An 18,290-nucleotide genomic window follows, 5' to 3' on the forward strand; every position below is an offset into this window, starting at 1 on the left:
AGTTCAATCTGGACGGCAAACAGGTCGAGGGCTGGCTATGGATGATGCCCATGCTTAACGGTGATTCTGTTGAGGTCGCAGCAGAACAGATTGGCGAGAACCGGTACGTCGCCTATGCAGTCAGGCGAAAGGAGGATGGTCTACTCGCGATTTATCCGCACGCGACCGCAGGAAGGAGTGCGCATTTTTGGAAAGCGGGTAAGGCATCGCTATATTGGGTGATTGCAACTTATCTGGTGTTGATGATTATCGGGGTGATAAAAATGGGTGTGAAAATATTCATGAGCGACAATTTCATAACATTTTTATTGATATCCGCCCCATTTCTTGTAGTGTTTGCCGGAATTGTTTCCTTGCGTGTCGCCTGGAAGCTTATGGGCTTTGTCAGGTTGGCTGAACTGATTTTCTCGACGTTTGGCTGGAGCAACATAAAGAACATCGATCTCCGCAAGATTTCTCGGAAAAATCGCTTGGGCGACACATCCGCCAAATTCGGAAACCTCTATTTCAGGTACAAGGAATAGCTGATTTCGGTATCCTGCTATATGAGACGCCAAGATTTAGGCCAATCTACGGTCGTTCTGTCAGGCACGATCTCGGAACTGAAACGTTCGCGCCGGACTCGTGATTTTGTTCTGACGCAGGTTCAGCATCGACAGATCGGTGCGACTGCCGTGGCTGCGTCGCTGATGGGAAGTGGGGCCATCGGCATTGGACTGATCAGTATGGCAGGTAACTCGGAAGAGGAGGCGGACTGGGTGCAGTTCAATCTGGACGGCAAACAGGTCGAGGGCTGGCTATGGATGATGCCGATGCTTAACGGTGACTCTGTTGAGGTCGCCGCAGAACAGATCGGCGAGAACCGGTACGTCGCGTATGCAGTCAGGCGAAAGGAAGACGGCTTACTGGCGATTTATCCCCATGCAACCGCAGGGCGCAGCGCGCATTTCCGGAAATCGGTCAAGGCATGGCTATGCTGGACAATTGTGGGTTATTTAGCGGTAACCACGCTAATGGTAATTCAGGCCGGGGGGGGATTATTTCATGACGAAGGTGCAAGATGCTTTTTCTTGATGGTCATCCCATTTTTGATGGTTTTTACTGGAATCATTGCCTTGAGGGTCTCGTGGAAGCTCATGGGTTTTGTCAGGATGGCTGAACTGATTTTCTCGATATTCGGATGGGAGAATGTAAAGAACATCGATCTCCGCAAGACTTCACGGGAAAATCGCCAGGGCGAAAAAACTGCGAAATTTGGCAACCTTTACTTCAGGTATAAGGAATAGCGGGGTCCGAAATTCCGGATAACGTGACACCTGATTTGGGCAACGGCGGCAAGCGAGGTAGTCCTATGAGCAAGGCCCTGGTATGTGATGGCGACCCGACCACAACTGGCGGACATGTCATCGCGACGGCATCTAACATGTACGACGGCGACAAACGTATCGCCCTTGATCACGAGATGGCCACGTGCGGCAAGTGCCCGGGCGAACATCCGATCCAGGGCACTGGCACAGACATGGAGGAGGATGGCCGGGCCTGTGTGCTCGACGGCGATCTCGTGCTGTGTCCGTGCAAGGACAACCACGTCAAGGCCGGCGGCGGCGCCGGGTGCGCGACTGACTGACGCGGAATACGTACCATGTCGACGTGGCCCGAAGATTCACGTTCCCTCGAACGTCTGCTCGCTGATCCTCGCGCAGAATATCCGCCAGTTCGGCCCGACATGGAACGCGGTAGGTGCGTACAACGCCGCGTCGCCCGACAGGCGGTTTGCGTATGCGCGCAAGGTTTATGATGCCGCTCAGTCCATTTCCGGTTCACCGGATACGCCCATGCCCATTCTCCCGCCCTCGTTTACGCCGCCGCAGGCGTACAGCCCGTTTGCGGGCCTCGAAATCAATTCTGTCCAGACGCGCGCAACGGTGCCAGCGAGCGCATGTCATCCAGTATGCCACCGCCCATCGGTGCCGTGGGCGGCGCTGTGACCTTCAGTTTCCTTATGCGATCATTTCCCGCTCGGAGCAAACGCTCGTATTTCAGATGGGCGTGTACGAGGCGCGCGCGCAACGCACGCCGGGCAATGCTGCGCGGGCAAGTTCGCCATCAGGTGGCACGCTGGCAAACCAATCGGCTGCGCCGCCAAATGTCATCAGCGCACCCGCTGTGTCGAAGAACACCGCGTCGGTCTCATCCGACGCCCTGTGTATGCGATTCGATCGACGTCGACCGGGGTGCCCGTGAAGCAGCCCTCTGCGACGCCCGCGCAGTTTGTCGATCGGCAGCCGGCATCGCCGAAGTCTCCGGTGCCCGGCACGAGCACCGATGCGCTCTGGTACATCACAAAGTAATCGGATTCCCATGACGGATATGTCGAGCGAATGTGAGCGACGGACAGTCCCAGACGCCGGTCCGAGCCTGCCCGTCTGGTTTAAGTCGGCGTTCGCGCACGTCACTCAGGACGAGTATCGGAAACTCGTGCAGGTCTGGAGTGAGGAGCCGGCATTGCGGGACATGGCCGCAACATTGTCAGCGCTGCAACCGGAACATCTGGCGACAATTGCGTGCCCATATTGCGAGAACCGGAATGTCTCAGTGATAAAACCCGGCCAGGCGTTCTATCATTGCGACGCCTGCGATTCGAATTTTTCCCGTTCGAAGAACACACCGTTTTATCGCCTTCAGCGTCAGAGCTATCCACGCATATATGCAACGGCCGTTTTGCTGTGGGCCTCATGGACGCCGTTTGAAGCGTGGCGGATCTCGGGAGCCAGTGATGCGGGCCTGTTCAGGCGATACCGTAAGCGACTTGAAACCCTGTTTTCCGATGTGCTGGAGCAGTGTCGTGAGGCAGGGACGTTGCCTGTTTCGCGACCGCGCTACCGGTTGGGCTTTTCGCCGGCCGACCAAGGGCTCCAGTGCCTGCGCTGCGGATCACCCGTGCAGTATTTCCACCGTAGCGATGGCGACAATCCCGGCGTTCAATGTATTGCCTGCGGGTACCAGACATACTTACTTGCGAAACATCGGCAACGATTGCCTGTGCCGCAGGACGTAGCTTGCCCGCACTGCGACGGTCGCGATATTGCGAAGATTAACGAGGCTAGAACTCAACGTATCTTCTACAGATGTCGGGCGTGCAAGCGGATGTGGTATCCGGATGCGAGAAAGCTTAAAGTGTCTGCCGTCCTTGTGCGCGAAGCTGACGAGAAACGGTAATCACCAGGCAGTTTGTGCCGCTCTGGAGGCCGGCGACAACTCGACAACGTGTTCTACGTGGCAACGATCGCCCGATCGCCGGCTCGACACGCTTGATGGAGGCACTGGTGGAGAAGGACGTCCGTCCTCGAACCCGCGGCACAAGGTGGCTCGGCGGCATCCCTGGTCTGGTTCCTTGACGCTGGAGTGAACATAGACGCATTGGAATGAGCTTGCGGATTGAGCAAAGAATATGCCGCAGGACGCGGTGAACAACCGCCTGGAAGCCTGGATGGAACGCCTCCACCTCAGGCCCTCCCGTCCAGTCATGTCGTGCCGTTGCAAGCGATGCTCGATCGAGACAGTGAATCGTTTCGCGGTTCTTGCTCAGCCATGACTGCGCGCAAAGGAATTGTGGTCCGATTATCAAGCGGAATTACAAAGACTCCTCTCAAGTCCACGTCAGGCACCTGAAACGCAAGTGAAGACCTGTGCGTCTAAAGCGCAGCGCACTGACAGCCGTGAAAAACCAATAGGCTCGCCTGCCGCTGCTCGGCAGGTGTAAAACTCGGCTGGCACAGGTCACGGGGAGAGACGACGCAGTCAACGGACGCTATCAGCCAAGGTTGAACATCCGAATCAGCGCCGCTCACTCGAGTTTCAGTGTGCGCGCGGTGTGGGGCAGCAGGAAGGAGTTCAACCTTCCTCGTGCCAGGGTGTGAGATTGCGCTGCACGGCACGCAATCCGAGTTCGAGCACGAGCGCAATGGCGCCGATCAGCAGAATGCCGGCGACCACAACATCCGTGACGAGAAAGCGCGAGGCCGAATACACCATGAAGCCCAGGCCTCGCGTGGCAGCGATCAGTTCGGCGGCCACGAGCGTGGACCATCCCGCGCCCAGCGCAATTCGCACGCCCGTGAGGATTTCCGGCAGCGCGCTGGGCAGCACTACGTGGACGAGCAACTGAAAACGAGTCGCGCCTAGCGACTGCGCCGCAAGCAATCGGCTTTTCGCTACGCGGTTCGCACCCGCAGCAGTGGCGATGGCCAGCGGCGCGAAGATCGTGAAGTAGATCAGCAGCACCTTCGAAAGTTCGCCGATGCCGAACCAGATCACCATCAGCGGCAGATAGGCGAGCGGCGGCACTGGGCGATAGAACTCGATGATGGGGTCGAGCACGCCGCGCGCGACGCGGCTCGTGGCGATGCCGATGCCTGCCGGAATCGCGGTGACGACTGCGAGCGCGAACGCAAGCGCAATGCGCGAGAGGCTGGCGGCGAGATGCTGCGTGAGCGTGGCATCGTCGAAGCCATCGGTATAGAGACGCACGAGTTTGCGCAACACGGCCTCAGGCGTGGGCAACAGCACAGGAGGCAGCCATTGCAGATGACTCGCGAGCCACCAGAGCGCCAGCAGTGACCCGAGCGTCGCGGCAGTGGCAACATGGCCTGCGTGAAAGCGCGGAGCATCGTTGCGCGCTCGCGTTGGCTCCCGGGCATCTTGATGGGCTTCTGCTGCTGCAAGCGTCGCACTAGGGGAGTCGTTAATCGCCATATCAGGCTCCTTCGGTTTCGCGCATCAACTGGTCGAGCAACTCCAGATGAATCGCGGTGAATGCCGGATCGCTGCGGATGGAGCGCAGCGATTCGCCCTGAGCATAACGGCGCGAGAAATCGAGCCGATGGCGCGCGACGACGCGGCCCGGGCGCGGCGAGAGAATCAGCAATTCGGTCGACAGCAGCACGGCTTCTTCGATGCTGTGCGTGATGAGAAAAATGCCCTTGCTGGTCTGCTTCCAGACATCAAGCAGCAGGCTCTGCATGCGTTCGCGCGTGAGCGCATCGAGTGCGCCTAGCGGCTCGTCCATCAGCAAAAACGCGGGGTCGGCGGCGAGCGCACGTGCAAGGCCCACTCGCTGACGCATGCCGCCCGAGATCTCGCTGATGCGGTGCCGCTCGAAGCCGCCGAGCTTCACGAGTTCGAGTACTTCGGACGCGCGATGCGCGCGTTGAGCGCGGCTCGCGCCCTGCATGCGCAGGCCGAAAGAGACGTTGTCGATCACGTTGAGCCACGGCATCAACGCATCGTCCTGGAAGACCACGCCGCGGCTCGCATGAGGGCCGCTCACTGAAACGCCGTCGAGCGTCACCGTGCCCGAGGTGGCCCGCTGGAAACCGGCGAGCAGCGAGAGCAAGGTGCTCTTGCCGCAACCGGATGCACCGAGCGCCACGACGATCTCGCCGCTCTTCACCGACACCGAGACATCCTGCAACGCGGTGAGCGCACCGCGCGCACTTTCGTATATGACGCTGACGTGTTCTGCTTTCAGCTCCGCCATGTTCGACTCCTTCGACGCATACAGGGAGCGCCCTTCGTGCTCTAGATCGGGTTACCTTGCGGCCGCAACAAAGCGCGGCGTGATTGATGCGCTGTAATCGGGCAGCGCCTGATCGATCTTCTTCTGCTCTTCCAGGAAGCGCGCGGTCTGGGCCACGGCCTTCGCGGTGCCGCCGCCGAGCAGTGCCGGCGAGCGCTGCTCGACCGCGTCCGGATATTGATTGCCTGCGAGCAGTTGTGGCACGTCGGCGGGGCTCGCGCCGGAGAGCTTCGCGATTGCAGCGATCTGCGAAGAAGCGGGCGTCCACGTCTTGCCGTTAGCGCGATAGTCTGAGATTGCGCTCAGCGTCACGCCCACGAACTTCTGCACGAACTCGGGATGCGCCTGCGCGAAGTCCTTGCGCACCGCCCAGACATCGAAAGTCGGTGAGCCCCACTTGCCGACCTGCGCCGAATCCACGAGAACATGACCACTTTCGCGCGCCTTGCCCAGTGCCGGATCCCACGTATAGGCCGCATCGATTTCACCGCGCGACCAGGCCGCGACCGTTTCCGTCGGCCCCAGATTGACGATATGGACCTGATCCGGCTTGATGCCCCAATGCTTGAGCGCAGCGAGCAGGCTGTAATGCGCGGTCGACACGAACGGCGTGGCGATGGTCTTGCCGATCAGATCCTGCGGCTTGTCGATATGCGCGCCATTGCGCACGACGAGTGCTTCCGAGCCGCCCGTGAGAGCGTTGAGCACGACAGCCTCGACCGGCACCCCCCGGCTCACTGCGGCGGCAAACGGGCTGGAACCCACATCGCCGATCTGAATGTCGCCCGAGGCCAAAGCGGCCACGACGTCGGCGCCGGTGTCGAAGCGCCGCCAGTTGATGGTCCATCCCGTCGCCTTTTCATAAGCGGCGCTGGCTTGCGCGAGCTTCGCCGGATCGGCGCCGTATTGATAGGCGATGTTGACAGTTTCCGCGCGCGCGGTGGCGCCGTGCGCGACGAGCAGCGCGAGGGCAGCTGGCGCGGCGATGGCGTGAACGAATTGTTTGAGTTTCATGTTGGATAGTGTCCTGTGTGTTGTCCGCGAATGACGTTCGCGGTCGTTGTTCGACAAGAGATATGGCCAGCTTAGCGTCAGCGTTGCGCTGCGCGAACGAAGCAAACGTGCATTGCAAATGCACCGGCGCGTTAGAACGAATGACGCATGCCGATACGCACATCCGCCTGCGTGGACGTGCTCGACGGCGCGAAGCTGTAGCCGATCACGGCGTCCACGCCCTGCGAAGCCTTGAGCCAGTCTGCAGAGATATAGACATCGGTGCGCCTGGACAGCAGGTAATGCAGGCCCGCTGAAAGCTGGTTCCAGTGATGGCCTTCGAAGTGCGTGTACTGGTAGCCGCCGATCGCGCTGAAGGCGGGCGTGATCTGCCAGTCTGCGCCGCCTTCGGCGACCTGCATGTGCGAGCTGTTGCCGAAGGCCTTGATGGTCGTATAGGTGTAGTTACCCATCAGCGTGACGGTGCCGATTGCGTAGCTCGTGCCCACGCCGAAGGTGCCCTGACGATCTACCGGAAAGCTTGTGCTGGAGTAGAGATCGGTGACCGCGCCCGTGGCGGCGTTCACGCTCACGGTCGGCCGGCTCAGGAAGGTGCGCGTGCCGATCATCGCGTAAGGATCGAATGCATAGATGCCGCTGGGATTATTCAGCTGCGTATACGCTGCGCCGATCGTGAAGCTGCCGCGCGCAAAATGCGCTCCGACGCTATAGGCGCTGTTCTCATGGAAACTACCGGCTACATTGCCGAACGACCACATGCCGCCGAGCGTGACGCCACCGAAGTCCTTTGAGAGGAATTTCACCGAATTTGGCAGGCGGTCGCCGTTGAAGCGGTCGAAGTCGCCCTGGTGAATCGCGTAGCCGCTGCCCCATGCGGAGATATTGTAGGCGTAGGCCATTTCGGCCGTCATGTCGAGTTGGTCGCCGAACGACAGCGTGCCCCATTGATTGGACAGCCCCACATAGGCCTGGCGGCCGAATTCGGCGCCGCCGAAGCCGAGTTGACCATTGCCGAGGTGAAAACCGCTCTCCAGCACGAACACCGCCGAAAGCCCTCCGCCCAAATCCTCGGTACCCTTGATGCCCCACCGATTTCCATAGGAAACGCCGTCGCTGAATTCGAACAGGTGCGAGCCTCCGCTATTGCTGACGTAAGTGACGCCGGCATCGAGGATACCGTAGAGCGTCACGCTGCTTTGGGCATGAGCGAGTGGGGCGGCGCCGAGCGCAAGCAGGGCGGCGATGCTGCGCAGGGTGGGCGAAAAGGGAATCGTTTTATTTGTTTGCATGATGTAGGCGCGTGGATTGGCAAGAGTGCCATCGCGTCAGACCGAATTGCTATATCAGACATCGGAATAAGCGTATTCAGAAATCTGATTTGCAATCCGAACTATTGTGCGTGGCCGAGCAGACTTCCGAGCTGCCACTATCGTGCACGGGTATCACGCGCGTGAAGACACCGCCCCGTTATTCGGTCATAACCGGTGCTTATGGAAGTGCTTCGGCTTCGCAGACGCTGAAAAGCCAGCGTCGAAAGCGTTGCACGGCCGGCGCTTCGGGACGCGCGGGCGGGCGCACGAGAAAGTAGCCGCGCTCGGTCGATACGGGCGCGTCCAGCAGGCGCACGAGCAGGCCCTTGTCGATCAGCTCGTCGACGAGCGGCGTCCAGCCCAGCGCCACGCCATGCCCGAGCAATGCCGCCTGAATCACCAGCGAATAGCTGTTGCAGGTGGCGCTGCAAGTGGTTTCGGGCGGCGGCGCAGCGTGTGCCGCGAACCACTCATCCCACGAGAGCCAGCGCGCGGGCTGCGGCGCATGAACGTGCAATAGCGGCAAGTCGGCCAGATCGCAGGGCTGTGCGATATGGCGATGCGCATTGGCAAAAGCGGGCGAACAGACCGGCGTGACCTGCTCCTCGAACAGGCGGGTGGAGGTGCAGGGCTTCCAGTTGCCGTCTCCGAATGCGATGGCCACGTCCGCGCGATCGTGCTGCGGATCGTAGACGGCCTGCGAGGTGACAATCTTGACGTCAAGCGTGGGCATCGCGTGCTTGAGCGAGGCGAGACGCGGCATCAGCCAGTACGCGGCGAAACCCGGATCGGTGAGGATCGTGAGTGCGTTGTCCGCTCGGCTCGTGCGAATCCCGCTGGCGGTGGCGCGGATCGTCTCCAGGCTCGTGCGCACCGTATCGAACAGCCGCTCGCCTTCGGCGGTGGGCGTCACGCCGCGATGGCCGCGAGCGAATAGCGGTGCGCCCAGATCGGCTTCGAGCTGGACAATGCGCTGGCTCACAGCGGGCTGCGTGGTGCCCAGTTCGCGTGCGGCGGCGGTGAAACTCTTGAGGCGCGCCGCCGATTCGAAGGCGAGCAGCGCCTGCATCGGTGGCAGACGATTTTGGGCCGTGTCGCGTGCGGCGCGCGAAGGCTGGTGGAGATTCGCGGTGATGTCGACGGAGGTATTCATTTGGCATCCGGTAATGCGCAAAAGGCGGCGTTCGTGCGTTTGCTTATGGCCTCATAAGCGCGCCAGGGGTTCACGCGGTTGCGGCCGCTGACCTATGGTGTGACAGGAACAGACGACACCATGCTGGATCAGCATAAGATCCAGCAGCGGCGCGCGTCCTGCAATCGCAATAGTCCATTCTATCGACGCCCGCTCATGGCTCATAACGCGAAACCGAATATCCTTATCCTCATGGGCGATCAGGTCACGCCCGCTGCGCTGCGCGTCTATGGCAACACGGTATCGAAGACGCCGCGCATCGACGCACTCGCACGCGACGGCGTCGTGTTCGATTCTGCGTACTGCGCGAGCCCGTTATGCGCGCCCTCGCGCTATGCGCTGATGGCAGGCAGCCTGCCTTCGCGCATCGGCGCGTATGACAACGCCGCCGAACTCCCTGCGCAGACGCTCACGTTCGCGCACTATCTGCGCGAGTCGGGTTATCGCACGGTGCTCTCGGGCAAGATGCACTTCTGCGGACCTGACCAGTTGCACGGGTTCGAAAGGCGCCTGACCACAGACATCTATCCCGCCGATTTCGGCTGGGTGCCCGACTGGTCCAATCCGCAACGCCGCCAGAGCTGGTATCACAACATGAGTTCCGTGTTCGGTGCGGGACCGTGCGTACGCACGAACCAGCTCGATTTCGACGATGAAGTAGGTTACACGGTGCGCCAGCATCTGTTCGATATCGCACGCGAGCAGGCGAGCGGCAAGGACCTGCGGCCATTCGCGATGGTCGCATCGTTTACGCATCCGCATGATCCATATGCGATTGCGCACGAATACTGGGACCTCTACGAAGGGGAAGAAATCGATTTACCCAAGGTGACGCTTGGCTTCGAGGAAAGCGACCCGCATTCGCGCCGCCTGCGCGAAGCGTGCGAAATCGATCGTGAGCCGATTACGTTAGAGCACGTGCGCCGCGCTCGTCGCGCTTATTACGGCGCGCTTTCATATCTGGACGCGCAATTCGGCGTGATCCTCGACACGCTGGAAGCGACCGGTCTCGCCGATAACACCATCGTGATCTTCACTGCCGATCACGGCGACATGCTGGGTGAGCGCGGGCTCTGGTACAAGATGACATTTTTCGAGGGTGCCGCGCGCGTCCCGCTGATCGTGCATGCGCCAGGCCGTTTTGCGCCCGCGCGCGTGAATGCAACGGTTTCGCACGTCGATCTGCTGCCGACACTCGTGGAAATGGCGACGGGCGAGCGCCGTAACGCGTGGCCCGATGCGATCGACGGGCGCAGCCTCGTGCCGTACCTGCATGGGCAATCGGCGCATGACGAGGCCATCGGCGAATATCTGGGCGAAGGCGCAGTTGCACCGATCGTGATGATTCGCCGTGAGCGCTACAAGTATGTCTATTCGCCGGTTGACCCTGAACAGCTATTCGATTTGTGGGACGACCCGGTGGAACTGCTCAATCTCGCTGGCGATCCCAGGCACGAGCAGCGCTGCACGGAGTTCCGTGTGGAAGTGGCGCGCCGATGGAATCTCGACGATTTACATGAGGCCGTGCTGGCGAGCCAGCGCAGGCGCAGTTTTCATTTTCGTGCGACGCGCCAAGGCCGCATCGAGCATTGGGACTGGCAGCCGCGCGCCGACGCGAACGACCGCTACATTCGCAGCCATCTCGATCTCGATTCGCTCGAAGAGAACGCGCGTTTTCCGCGCGTTAGACCTTGAGGCAATGCTGACGGAGTCTACCGTATGTGCGCATCAAGCCTTATGGAGCGCGCAAGCTACTCGACCTGAGGTCCGTCAAACGCCTGTCCGCAATCTATTCGCGCGCTCTTGAGCTTGCAGCCATCGGCCGACGTCGAAGAAAGCTTGATGACGAGACCAACAGGATCATGGACGGAGTGTTCCTCAACTAAGTGAAGCCGACAGTCGAACGACCGACCGAACGCGCGGTCGCACGGCCTCGTGGCAAATACTGAAATTCGTGTCGCCAACCCGTGAACGTATCACACCTTTGCGCTCCGATATCAGGCGAAGGACAAGGGCTTCGTCGATTTCAACTTCGTGTTCCTGCCCGAGGTCACGTGCTTCGAACCCGACCATATTCCGCCGCTGCGGCCCGGCCCCTTGACGACAGCCCGGCACGTTCGACTGGCTCGTTCGACTGGCACAAGGTGGACGGGCGCTTGTATCGTTAGTTCTTCGTGCGCCATACGAAGCCGTTGCCCGCGTATCTGTTCGATAACGACGAATGCGACGTGAGGCTCGTGAAGTCGGTGCAGGACGGGTCGCTTTACCAGTGGGGCGCTTGCCGATGAGGCGCTCTACGCAGTCTTCAGCAACCCTTGCTTCTCAATGAACGCGATCACCTCACCGAGTCCCTCGAGCGCCTTCAAATTGCACATCACGAAGGGCCGTTCGCCGCGCATCTTTTTCGCGTCGGAGGCCATGATGTCGAGGTTCGCGCCCACGAGCGGCGCGAGGTCGGTCTTGTTGATGACGAGCAGGTCCGACTTCGTGATGCCCGGGCCGCCCTTGCGCGGAATCTTTTCGCCGCCCGCCACGTCGATCACATAGATCGTGAGGTCCGAAAGCTCGGGGCTGAAAGTGGCTGCGAGATTGTCGCCGCCCGATTCGATGAAGACGATGTCCGCATCGGGAAAGCGCGTGAGCATCTGGTCGACGGCTTCGAGGTTGATCGATGCGTCCTCGCGGATTGCCGTGTGCGGGCAGCCGCCCGTTTCCACGCCCATGATGCGCTCGGCGGACAGGGCGCCCGCGACGGTCAGGAGGCGCTGGTCTTCCTTCGTGTAGATGTCGTTGGTGATGGCGACGAGGTCGTAGCGCTCGCGCATCGCCTTGCAGAGCATTTCGAGCAAGGTCGTCTTGCCGGAGCCGACCGGTCCGCCCACGCCGACGCGCAGCGGCGGCAGCTTCTTCGTTCGTTTGCTGGGTGCGTGCGAATTCATGGTTCGTGTGTGTGTTTCAGGAGCGGAAAAGCCGCGAATACTGCGATTCGTGGCGTGCAGAAAGAACGCCAAGCTGTGGCGCAAAGGTATTGAGCGCTTCGGGGGGCGTCGCAAGCGCGCGCGCCACGGCCTTTTCGATGGCGGGCCGCAGCGCGACGATGATGCGCTGCCCGGCGAGCTGGCCGAGCGGCACCGCCTTGAGAGCGGCGGCGGTCTGGTTCTCGATCCAGCTGAACGCGTAGGCGGCGAGCGCGGCGTCCGGCGCGGCCTCGTGGGCCCATGCGGCGAATGCGAAGGTAGTGGGTTGCGCAATGGGCATCATGCGCTCGAGCGTGGCGCGCCGCTCGGCATCGCCCCAGTCGAGCTGCGCGCAGAGCTGGCGCAGCGACCAGCCCATCTGCGCAGTCTCGCGTCGTAATTCCGCCGATTCGCGGCTCGCGACGAATTCCTCGTTCGCAACGATCAGCGCGGGCGCGTCGTGCGAGCGCCAGCGTTCCATCTGATGCGCCACAAAAGGCAGCTCGCCGCAGGCGAGCACGTTCGCGAGGCCAGCGGCTATCCAGTGCGCGGCGTCGTCGGCGTTCGTGACGAGTTGCGCATCGATTGCGGCTTCGAGTCCCTGCGAGTAGCTGAACGCGCCGATGGGCAGCGCCGGCGACGCGAGATGCAGCAGGGCAGTCAGCTCAGCGATGTTCATGGCTGTGGTCGTGCGCGTGGCCGTCGCAATGACCGTGATCGTGTCCGCAATCGTGGTCATGCGCGTGATCGTCGCCATGAGCGTGATTGTGCGAATGACCGTGCCCGTGGTCGTGCGCATGCGCGTGAGCGTGGTGCCCGTCGTGCTCCTCGTACACGCGCTGCGCAAGCGCGTAATCTTCGGCGAAGGTTTCGTCGTGGCCGTGGCGGTGGCCGCCGCCGTATGCGCCCGATTCCGGCTGGAAGGGCAACTCCACACGCTCCACCTGCGCGCCCAGGCGCTTGAGCATGTCTTCGAGCACGGGGTCCGCTTCGAGCTTGAGTACGTCCGCCCCCACTTCCACCGGCGTATGGCGATTGCCGAGGTGATACGCGGCGCGCGTGAGCGTGAGGCGGTCGGGCGCGCGTACACGCAGTACCGACTCGGCCGCCGCGATCACGCGCACGAGGCCGCCGTCGTCGGCCACGAGCATGTCGCCGTCGCGCAGCACCGTGCCGCGCGGCAGCACGACGCCCACTTCCTCGCCCGTGTCGAGCGTGGCCGCAAGGCGGCTCTTGCAGCGCGCGTCGTAGGGCAGCGTGAGCGTGGGCGCCCGCTTCACAAGAACGGGCGCGAGCTTCGCATTGAGTCGTTTATCGATCGTGCGCATGGCTAAACTTTAGAACAGGAAGTAACGCTGTGCCATAGGCAGTACCGTGGCGGGCTCGCAGGTGAGCAACTGGCCGTCGGCGACGACCTGGTACGTTTCGGGATCGACGCTGATCGTCGGCTGCCAGGCATTGTGAATCATGTCGGCCTTCGTCACGCTGCGGCAGTTGCGTACCGCCACCACGCGCTTTTGCAGGCCGTAGCGCTCGGGCATGCGTTTGTCGAGCGAGAGTTGCGAAACGAAGGTGAGCGACGTTTGTGCAAGCGCCCGGCCGCGCGTGGCGAACATCTCGCGGTAATGCACGGGCTGGGGCGTCGGAATCGAGGCGTTCGGGTCGCCCATCTGCGCAAGTGCGATCATGCCGCCCTTGAGAATCAGCGAAGGCTTGATGCCGAAGAACGCCGGTTCCCAGAACACGAGGTCGGCCCATTTGCCCGGTTCGAGCGATCCCACTTCGTGCGCGATGCCGTGCGTGAGCGCAGGGTTGATCGTGTACTTCGCCACATAGCGCTTCACGCGGAAGTTGTCGTGGCGTGCGCTGTCCCCGGGCAGCGCGCCGCGCTGCACCTTCATCTTGTGCGCGGTTTGCCACGTGCGGATGATGACTTCGCCGACGCGGCCCATCGCCTGGGAATCCGAAGAGAGCATCGACAGCGCGCCGAGATCGTGGAGGATGTCCTCGGCGGCGATGGTCTCGCGGCGGATGCGCGACTCGGCAAACGCAATATCCTCGGCAATCGACGGGTCGAGGTGGTGGCACACCATCAGCATGTCGAGATGCTCGTCGAGCGTGTTGATCGTGTACGGGCGCGTGGGGTTTGTCGACGAGGGCAGCACGTTCGCTTCGCCGCACACCTTGATGATGTCGGGCGCGTGGCCGCCGCCCGCGCCTTCGGTGTGGTACGTGTGGATCGTGCGGCCCTTGAAGGCGGCCACCGTCGCTTCCACGAAGCCCGACTCGTTGAGCGTGTCGGTGTGGATGGCCACCTGCGTATCCGTTGCGTCCGCCACGCTCAGGCAGTTGTCGATGGCGGCGGGCGTCGAGCCCCAGTCCTCGTGCAGTTTCAGGCCGATCGCGCCCGCTGCGATCTGTTCTTCAGCGGGTTTCGGCAAACTCACGTTGCCCTTGCCGAGAAAGCCGAGATTGATCGGCCAGCCGTCCGCGGCCTGGAGCATGCGCTCCATATGCCACGGGCCCGGTGTGCAGGTGGTGGCGTTGGTGCCCGTGGCGGGGCCGGTGCCGCCGCCCAGCATGGTCGTCACGCCCGAGGCGAGCGCTTCGTCGATCTGTTGCGGGCTGATGAAGTGGATATGCGTGTCGATGCCGCCCGCCGTGACGATCTGGCCTTCGCCCGCGATCACTTCGGTTGCGGCGCCAATGGGGATCGTCACGCCCGGCTGCACGTCGGGGTTGCCCGCCTTGCCGATCCTCCAGATGCGGCCGTCCTTGATGCCGATGTCGGCCTTCACGATGCCCCAGTGATCGACGATCACGGCGTTCGTGACCACGGTGTCCGCGACTTCTGCGTGCACCCGCTGCGACTGGCCCATGCCGTCGCGGATCACCTTGCCGCCGCCGAACTTCACTTCATCGCCGTAGACGGTGTAGTCGCGCTCGATCTCGATGATGAGTTCGGTATCGGCGAGACGCACGCGGTCGCCGGTGGTGGGGCCGAACATCTCCGCGTAGGCGCGGCGGCCGATCTTCAATGTCATGTCGGGTTCCTGATGAATTCGCCTGAATTCGCTGGCCGCGCTCAGAGCGGGCCCATCACCTGGCCGTTGAAGCCGTACACGGCGCGCTCGCCCGCAAGCGCCACGAGTTCCACGGTGCGCTCCTGTCCTGGCTCGAAGCGCACGGCCGTGCCCGCCGCAATGTTCAGGCGAAAGCCGCGCGCGGCTTCGCGATCGAACGAGAGGGCGGCGTTGACCTCGTAGAAGTGGAAGTGCGAGCCGATCTGCACGGGGCGGTCGCCTGTGTTCGCCACCTTTACGGTGATGATGTCGCGGCCCGCGTTGAGTTCGATTTCGCCGTCGTCGATCAGCATTTCGCCGGGGATCATGGCTGGCTCCTCCCGGCTCAGGGGATCGGATGGTGGACGGTGACGAGCTTGGTGCCGTCGGGGAAGGTCGCTTCGACCTGAATGTCGGGGATCATCTCGGGCACGCCTTCCATCACGTCATCGCGCGTGAGCAGGGTGGTGCCGTAGTGCATGACCTCGGCGACGGTCTTGCCGTCGCGGGCCGCTTCCATCAGCGCGGCGCTGATGAAGGCGACCGCCTCCGGGTAGTTGAGCTTGAGGCCGCGCTCGCGCCGCCTTTCGGCGAGCAGCGCGGCGGTGAAAATCAGGAGCTTGTCTTTCTCGCGTGGCGTGAGCTTCATCGCGTCATCGTAGTGGGTCGGTTGGGGCAAGTCTGCCGACCCAGCTTACGGGAGCGAGGTTACGCGCAGCTTGCGACCTCGCGCGCGGCGCGCACGAATCGATGCAAGCTCACAGCAAGGTGTGTGCCAATGAAGGGGACAGCGTGAGTGCACCAATCACGAGGTGCTTATGCACCGCGATGGCGATGTTGCGCTGCGTTATCGTGCGTGAAGGCGCCGATGCGCACCGCCGAGGTGCGTATGACGTGCGCTCAAGTCGTCCACAAGCGCAGCGGCGCGGCCTTCACGCCATGCACGAACGGCCGCAGCGCCGTCCAGCATTGCGTGAGCGTGCTCTGCAGCGGTTCCATCGACCGACCGACCACGCGCACGAGCAGCACGCCCGGCGCGATGCAGGTCGCGCCCGAGCGCAGCGCGTCGTCGAAAGGCAGGATGGCGGCGAGGTCTTGTGCGAGCGCCTCGTTGCACGCTGGGCCGATCGCCCACAGCACGCCGAAAGCCGGGTAGCCCGCAAGGCCTTGCGGCGCGTCGCGCAGCGGGTCGTTGGCGTCGATGAGGGCGCGCTCGAGCCAGAGCAGTTGATCGTCGGCTTCGCCTTCCGGCGCGGTGCGCGTCACGCGCGTGAGCGCTCGCACCATGCCCGCCGACCAGCGTTCGCCCGCGGCCTGGCGGCCCAGTTGCGTGGCGTCCCAGCCGATGGCCGTGGCCCCCGCGCCGAGCGTGAGCGCAAATTCGAGTTCGGCGTGGGCGTGGTCGAATACGAGGTTGTTCTGCGGCAGCCAGTCGAGCTTTGCGCCCGCGCCCACGCGCACGTTGATACGCTGGCGCGCCACGCGGCCGTTCGACTTGTACCACTTGGTGGCGCCAGGCGTCGTGAGCACGGCGTGAGCGCCGTCGCCCACGCTTACGTCGATGTCGAGCCGGTCACCGCCCGCGATGCCTGCCGGCGGATGCACGATCACCGCGTGACAGATCGCGTCGCCTTCGGGGTAGAGAGGCCGTTGCACGCGCAACGGCCCCACGTGCAGACGATGCGTGAGCGCGGTGCGCGCGCCCTGGCGCTCGAAGCCGAGTTCGAGTTTCGCGGCCCATTCCTGGTGAGCGGTGCTGCGAAACGTGGTGTTGGCGAGTGCGGCGTGATCGACGTGGAGCGACATGCGTGACGAGGGGAAAAAGCGGGGATGGCGTGGAGGATAGCACGCGTGCTCGCGAGCGCTGACCAGGGGCCAGGGGGCCTGTGCGTCAAATCCGATTGCATGTCGCGCCGGCGGCCAGCGCTCAGATAGCCTTTTCCGCCGTCAGCAAGTTTCACGAGCCCGCGCGAGGCCACACCGTACGCCTCGGTGCCGATTGCGACCGAGCAAACCACTGGTGAGATGACGAGTCCCCCGTGGCTGAAGAACGTCACATCAGCCTTCATGCTTACCGCCTGCTCCAGCAGGGACTGGGCCACTGGACGCCTACTTCGCCGGCTGATCCTGGACATTGTCGATCCGCGCGCTCGTCATCCGCCATCTCATCGCTGACGAATGAGATGCCAGAGTGAGCATCACACCGGAACAGCCAGCGCGCGACCGTCGGCATGTCACCTCACGCGGGCAGTGATGTCTGCATTGTCCGTTGATCGGCCCTGATCCGGGAGAAAAGATGAACGTCGTGAAAGGCATCTTTCCAGTAGCCCCATTGCCGCATCACACCTTCTTCCACAAATCCCAAGCTTCTCAGAAGTCCAATCGAGGCGTAGTTGTCGAGGTTCGTGATCGCCTGGATACGGTTGATTTGCCAGTGGTCATATGCATGTGCAATCGCCGCGTTTAGCGCTTCGCGCATCAATCCCTGTCGCCATGAATGACGTTCCAATTCGAAGCTAATACTTGCGGAATAGAACTTGGAATCGAATCTAAACCCGCATGAGCCAATGAAACGCATGCCGCATTTCGATACGATGGCCCAGCGCACACTTAGTCCTTCCGCCAGCTCTTTGAGCATAGCTGAGACAAGCAGCCGGGCATCGTCGATGCTGTTTAGCGGCGCCAAGTCGTAAAAGCGCATCACTTCGCGATCGGACCAGATTTCGAATATCCTTTGGGCGTCGGACATCTCGATCGGGCGAAGCTGAATCCGGGCTGCGTTAGAGACGTCGACCTCGGTAAAAAGTGGAAGCATTGGTTTGTCGCGCGTTGACTAGCTTCGATGAAAAAGGACCGGCAGAGTGCAGCAAGCTTTCGACACTCGCACAGAAGCGCCCACCACTGTCATAGTTCGCGACTTGCAACAGCATGATCATGAGGCTATCCAAGTGCACGCCTGCAGGTCTGTGAAGCGAGATTCAGACGTCCGTTTTCGGGTTACGCGCGCAAAACACGGTAGAACTGGGCGACTGAATGAAGCATAGCAGCCATGTTGACGGCTGTGTAATTCCGACACTAAACGGCGGCGCAAGGTCGAGTAAATCGCTCAACACCGAATGGGCCGCCGATGTCGGCCACCGGTGAGCGTTGATTCAGAACGGGTCCGCGATATCGTCA

The 18,290-nt window shown here is 62.1% G+C and carries 18 protein-coding genes; 5 read left to right on the forward strand and 13 right to left on the reverse strand.

Features of this window, described 5'->3' with window-relative positions:
- From AB4Y42_RS42040 to AB4Y42_RS42055, 4 genes are all read left to right on the forward strand, one after another.
- On the forward strand, positions 1 to 524 hold a 524-nt coding region (locus AB4Y42_RS42040), incomplete at its 5' end, for a putative type VI secretion system effector (RefSeq protein ID WP_368697621.1).
- A gap of 21 nt (positions 525 to 545) precedes the next feature.
- The gene (locus tag AB4Y42_RS42045; protein ID WP_368697622.1) at positions 546 to 1,286 is read left to right on the forward strand and encodes a putative type VI secretion system effector; all 741 of its coding nucleotides are present in this window, start codon (positions 546 to 548) and stop codon (positions 1,284 to 1,286) included.
- Between the two features lie 65 nt (positions 1,287 to 1,351).
- Positions 1,352 to 1,627 carry a PAAR domain-containing protein gene (locus tag AB4Y42_RS42050; RefSeq protein ID WP_368697623.1) on the forward strand — a complete coding sequence of 92 codons (276 nt, stop codon included), beginning with the start codon at positions 1,352 to 1,354 and terminating at the stop codon, positions 1,625 to 1,627.
- Positions 1,628 to 2,514: 887 nt separating this feature from the next.
- The gene (locus AB4Y42_RS42055; protein WP_368691978.1) at positions 2,515 to 3,219 is read left to right on the forward strand and encodes a hypothetical protein; all 705 of its coding nucleotides are present in this window, start codon (positions 2,515 to 2,517) and stop codon (positions 3,217 to 3,219) included.
- A 675-nt stretch (positions 3,220 to 3,894) separates the two neighbouring features.
- Here the strand turns inward: AB4Y42_RS42055 and tauC are convergent.
- The 5 genes from tauC to AB4Y42_RS42080 form a co-directional block, all read right to left on the reverse strand.
- Positions 3,895 to 4,755 (reverse strand): taurine ABC transporter permease TauC, encoded by an 861-nt coding sequence (tauC, locus tag AB4Y42_RS42060; RefSeq protein WP_368691977.1) that lies wholly within the window; start codon positions 4,753 to 4,755, stop codon positions 3,895 to 3,897.
- Between the two features lies 1 nt (position 4,756).
- The gene (locus AB4Y42_RS42065) at positions 4,757 to 5,539 is read right to left on the reverse strand and encodes a taurine ABC transporter ATP-binding protein (RefSeq protein ID WP_368691976.1); all 783 of its coding nucleotides are present in this window, start codon (positions 5,537 to 5,539) and stop codon (positions 4,757 to 4,759) included.
- Between the two features lie 51 nt (positions 5,540 to 5,590).
- On the reverse strand, positions 5,591 to 6,592 hold the full coding sequence (gene tauA, locus AB4Y42_RS42070; protein ID WP_368697624.1) for a taurine ABC transporter substrate-binding protein: 1,002 nt from the start codon (positions 6,590 to 6,592) through the stop codon (positions 5,591 to 5,593).
- 131 nt (positions 6,593 to 6,723) lie between these two features.
- Positions 6,724 to 7,881, reverse strand: coding sequence for a porin (locus tag AB4Y42_RS42075; protein WP_069269258.1), 1,158 nt, complete (start codon positions 7,879 to 7,881; stop codon positions 6,724 to 6,726).
- A 199-nt stretch (positions 7,882 to 8,080) separates the two neighbouring features.
- Positions 8,081 to 8,971, reverse strand: coding sequence for a LysR substrate-binding domain-containing protein (locus AB4Y42_RS42080; protein ID WP_368697630.1), 891 nt, complete (start codon positions 8,969 to 8,971; stop codon positions 8,081 to 8,083).
- A gap of 279 nt (positions 8,972 to 9,250) precedes the next feature.
- Here AB4Y42_RS42080 and betC point away from each other — a divergent pair, with 279 nt between their 5' ends.
- Complete coding sequence (gene betC / locus AB4Y42_RS42085) at positions 9,251 to 10,789, forward strand: choline-sulfatase (RefSeq protein WP_368697625.1); 1,539 nt, start codon at positions 9,251 to 9,253, stop codon at positions 10,787 to 10,789.
- Between the two features lie 599 nt (positions 10,790 to 11,388).
- On the opposite strand, the gene ureG is transcribed toward betC, so the two are convergent.
- The 8 genes from ureG to AB4Y42_RS42125 form a co-directional block, all read right to left on the reverse strand.
- Positions 11,389 to 12,033 carry an urease accessory protein UreG gene (gene ureG / locus AB4Y42_RS42090; protein ID WP_368697626.1) on the reverse strand — a complete coding sequence of 215 codons (645 nt, stop codon included), beginning with the start codon at positions 12,031 to 12,033 and terminating at the stop codon, positions 11,389 to 11,391.
- Between the two features lie 16 nt (positions 12,034 to 12,049).
- Positions 12,050 to 12,730: an urease accessory protein UreF gene (locus AB4Y42_RS42095; RefSeq protein ID WP_368697631.1), complete on the reverse strand. Its 681-nt coding sequence runs from the start codon at positions 12,728 to 12,730 to the stop codon at positions 12,050 to 12,052.
- Positions 12,717 to 13,379 (reverse strand): urease accessory protein UreE, encoded by a 663-nt coding sequence (gene ureE, locus AB4Y42_RS42100; RefSeq protein WP_368697627.1) that lies wholly within the window; start codon positions 13,377 to 13,379, stop codon positions 12,717 to 12,719. Before ureE ends, AB4Y42_RS42095 begins: the two co-directional genes overlap by 14 nt.
- A 9-nt stretch (positions 13,380 to 13,388) precedes the next feature.
- Positions 13,389 to 15,095, reverse strand: coding sequence for an urease subunit alpha (ureC, locus tag AB4Y42_RS42105; RefSeq protein WP_368697628.1), 1,707 nt, complete (start codon positions 15,093 to 15,095; stop codon positions 13,389 to 13,391).
- A 41-nt stretch (positions 15,096 to 15,136) separates the two neighbouring features.
- Entirely contained in the window at positions 15,137 to 15,442 is a 306-nt protein-coding gene (locus AB4Y42_RS42110) for an urease subunit beta (protein WP_368691969.1), read from the reverse strand.
- Positions 15,443 to 15,459: 17 nt separating this feature from the next.
- Positions 15,460 to 15,762, reverse strand: a complete 303-nt coding sequence (gene ureA / locus AB4Y42_RS42115; RefSeq protein ID WP_028208480.1) for an urease subunit gamma — start codon at positions 15,760 to 15,762, stop codon at positions 15,460 to 15,462.
- Between the two features lie 251 nt (positions 15,763 to 16,013).
- On the reverse strand, positions 16,014 to 16,919 hold the full coding sequence (locus AB4Y42_RS42120; protein WP_368697629.1) for an urease accessory protein UreD: 906 nt from the start codon (positions 16,917 to 16,919) through the stop codon (positions 16,014 to 16,016).
- 433 nt (positions 16,920 to 17,352) lie between these two features.
- Positions 17,353 to 17,928 (reverse strand): GNAT family N-acetyltransferase, encoded by a 576-nt coding sequence (locus AB4Y42_RS42125; protein ID WP_254355934.1) that lies wholly within the window; start codon positions 17,926 to 17,928, stop codon positions 17,353 to 17,355.
- Between the last annotated feature and the right edge of the window lie 362 nt (positions 17,929 to 18,290).

This window comes from Paraburkholderia sp. EG286B, assembly GCF_040965655.1.
Taxonomy (GTDB): Bacteria; Pseudomonadota; Gammaproteobacteria; order Burkholderiales; family Burkholderiaceae; genus Paraburkholderia.

Bases quoted from the DNA above. Each gene is read 5' to 3' on its own strand.
- AB4Y42_RS42045 (WP_368697622.1), top strand. From the start codon at position 546: ATGAGACGCCAAGATTTAGGCCAATCTACGGTCGTTCTGTCAGGCACG.
- AB4Y42_RS42050 (WP_368697623.1), top strand. From the start codon at position 1,352: ATGAGCAAGGCCCTGGTATGTGATGGCGACCCGACCACAACTGGCGGA.
- AB4Y42_RS42055 (WP_368691978.1), top strand. From the start codon at position 2,515: ATGGCCGCAACATTGTCAGCGCTGCAACCGGAACATCTGGCGACAATT.
- tauC (WP_368691977.1), bottom strand. From the start codon at position 4,755: ATGGCGATTAACGACTCCCCTAGTGCGACGCTTGCAGCAGCAGAAGCC.
- AB4Y42_RS42065 (WP_368691976.1), bottom strand. From the start codon at position 5,539: ATGGCGGAGCTGAAAGCAGAACACGTCAGCGTCATATACGAAAGTGCG.
- tauA (WP_368697624.1), bottom strand. From the start codon at position 6,592: ATGAAACTCAAACAATTCGTTCACGCCATCGCCGCGCCAGCTGCCCTC.
- AB4Y42_RS42075 (WP_069269258.1), bottom strand. From the start codon at position 7,881: ATGCAAACAAATAAAACGATTCCCTTTTCGCCCACCCTGCGCAGCATC.
- AB4Y42_RS42080 (WP_368697630.1), bottom strand. From the start codon at position 8,971: ATGCAGGCGCTGCTCGCCTTCGAATCGGCGGCGCGCCTCAAGAGTTTC.
- betC (WP_368697625.1), top strand. From the start codon at position 9,251: ATGGCTCATAACGCGAAACCGAATATCCTTATCCTCATGGGCGATCAG.
- ureG (WP_368697626.1), bottom strand. From the start codon at position 12,033: ATGAATTCGCACGCACCCAGCAAACGAACGAAGAAGCTGCCGCCGCTG.
- AB4Y42_RS42095 (WP_368697631.1), bottom strand. From the start codon at position 12,730: ATGAACATCGCTGAGCTGACTGCCCTGCTGCATCTCGCGTCGCCGGCG.
- ureE (WP_368697627.1), bottom strand. From the start codon at position 13,379: ATGCGCACGATCGATAAACGACTCAATGCGAAGCTCGCGCCCGTTCTT.
- ureC (WP_368697628.1), bottom strand. From the start codon at position 15,095: ATGACATTGAAGATCGGCCGCCGCGCCTACGCGGAGATGTTCGGCCCC.
- AB4Y42_RS42110 (WP_368691969.1), bottom strand. From the start codon at position 15,442: ATGATCCCCGGCGAAATGCTGATCGACGACGGCGAAATCGAACTCAAC.
- ureA (WP_028208480.1), bottom strand. From the start codon at position 15,762: ATGAAGCTCACGCCACGCGAGAAAGACAAGCTCCTGATTTTCACCGCC.
- AB4Y42_RS42120 (WP_368697629.1), bottom strand. From the start codon at position 16,919: ATGTCGCTCCACGTCGATCACGCCGCACTCGCCAACACCACGTTTCGC.
- AB4Y42_RS42125 (WP_254355934.1), bottom strand. From the start codon at position 17,928: ATGCTTCCACTTTTTACCGAGGTCGACGTCTCTAACGCAGCCCGGATT.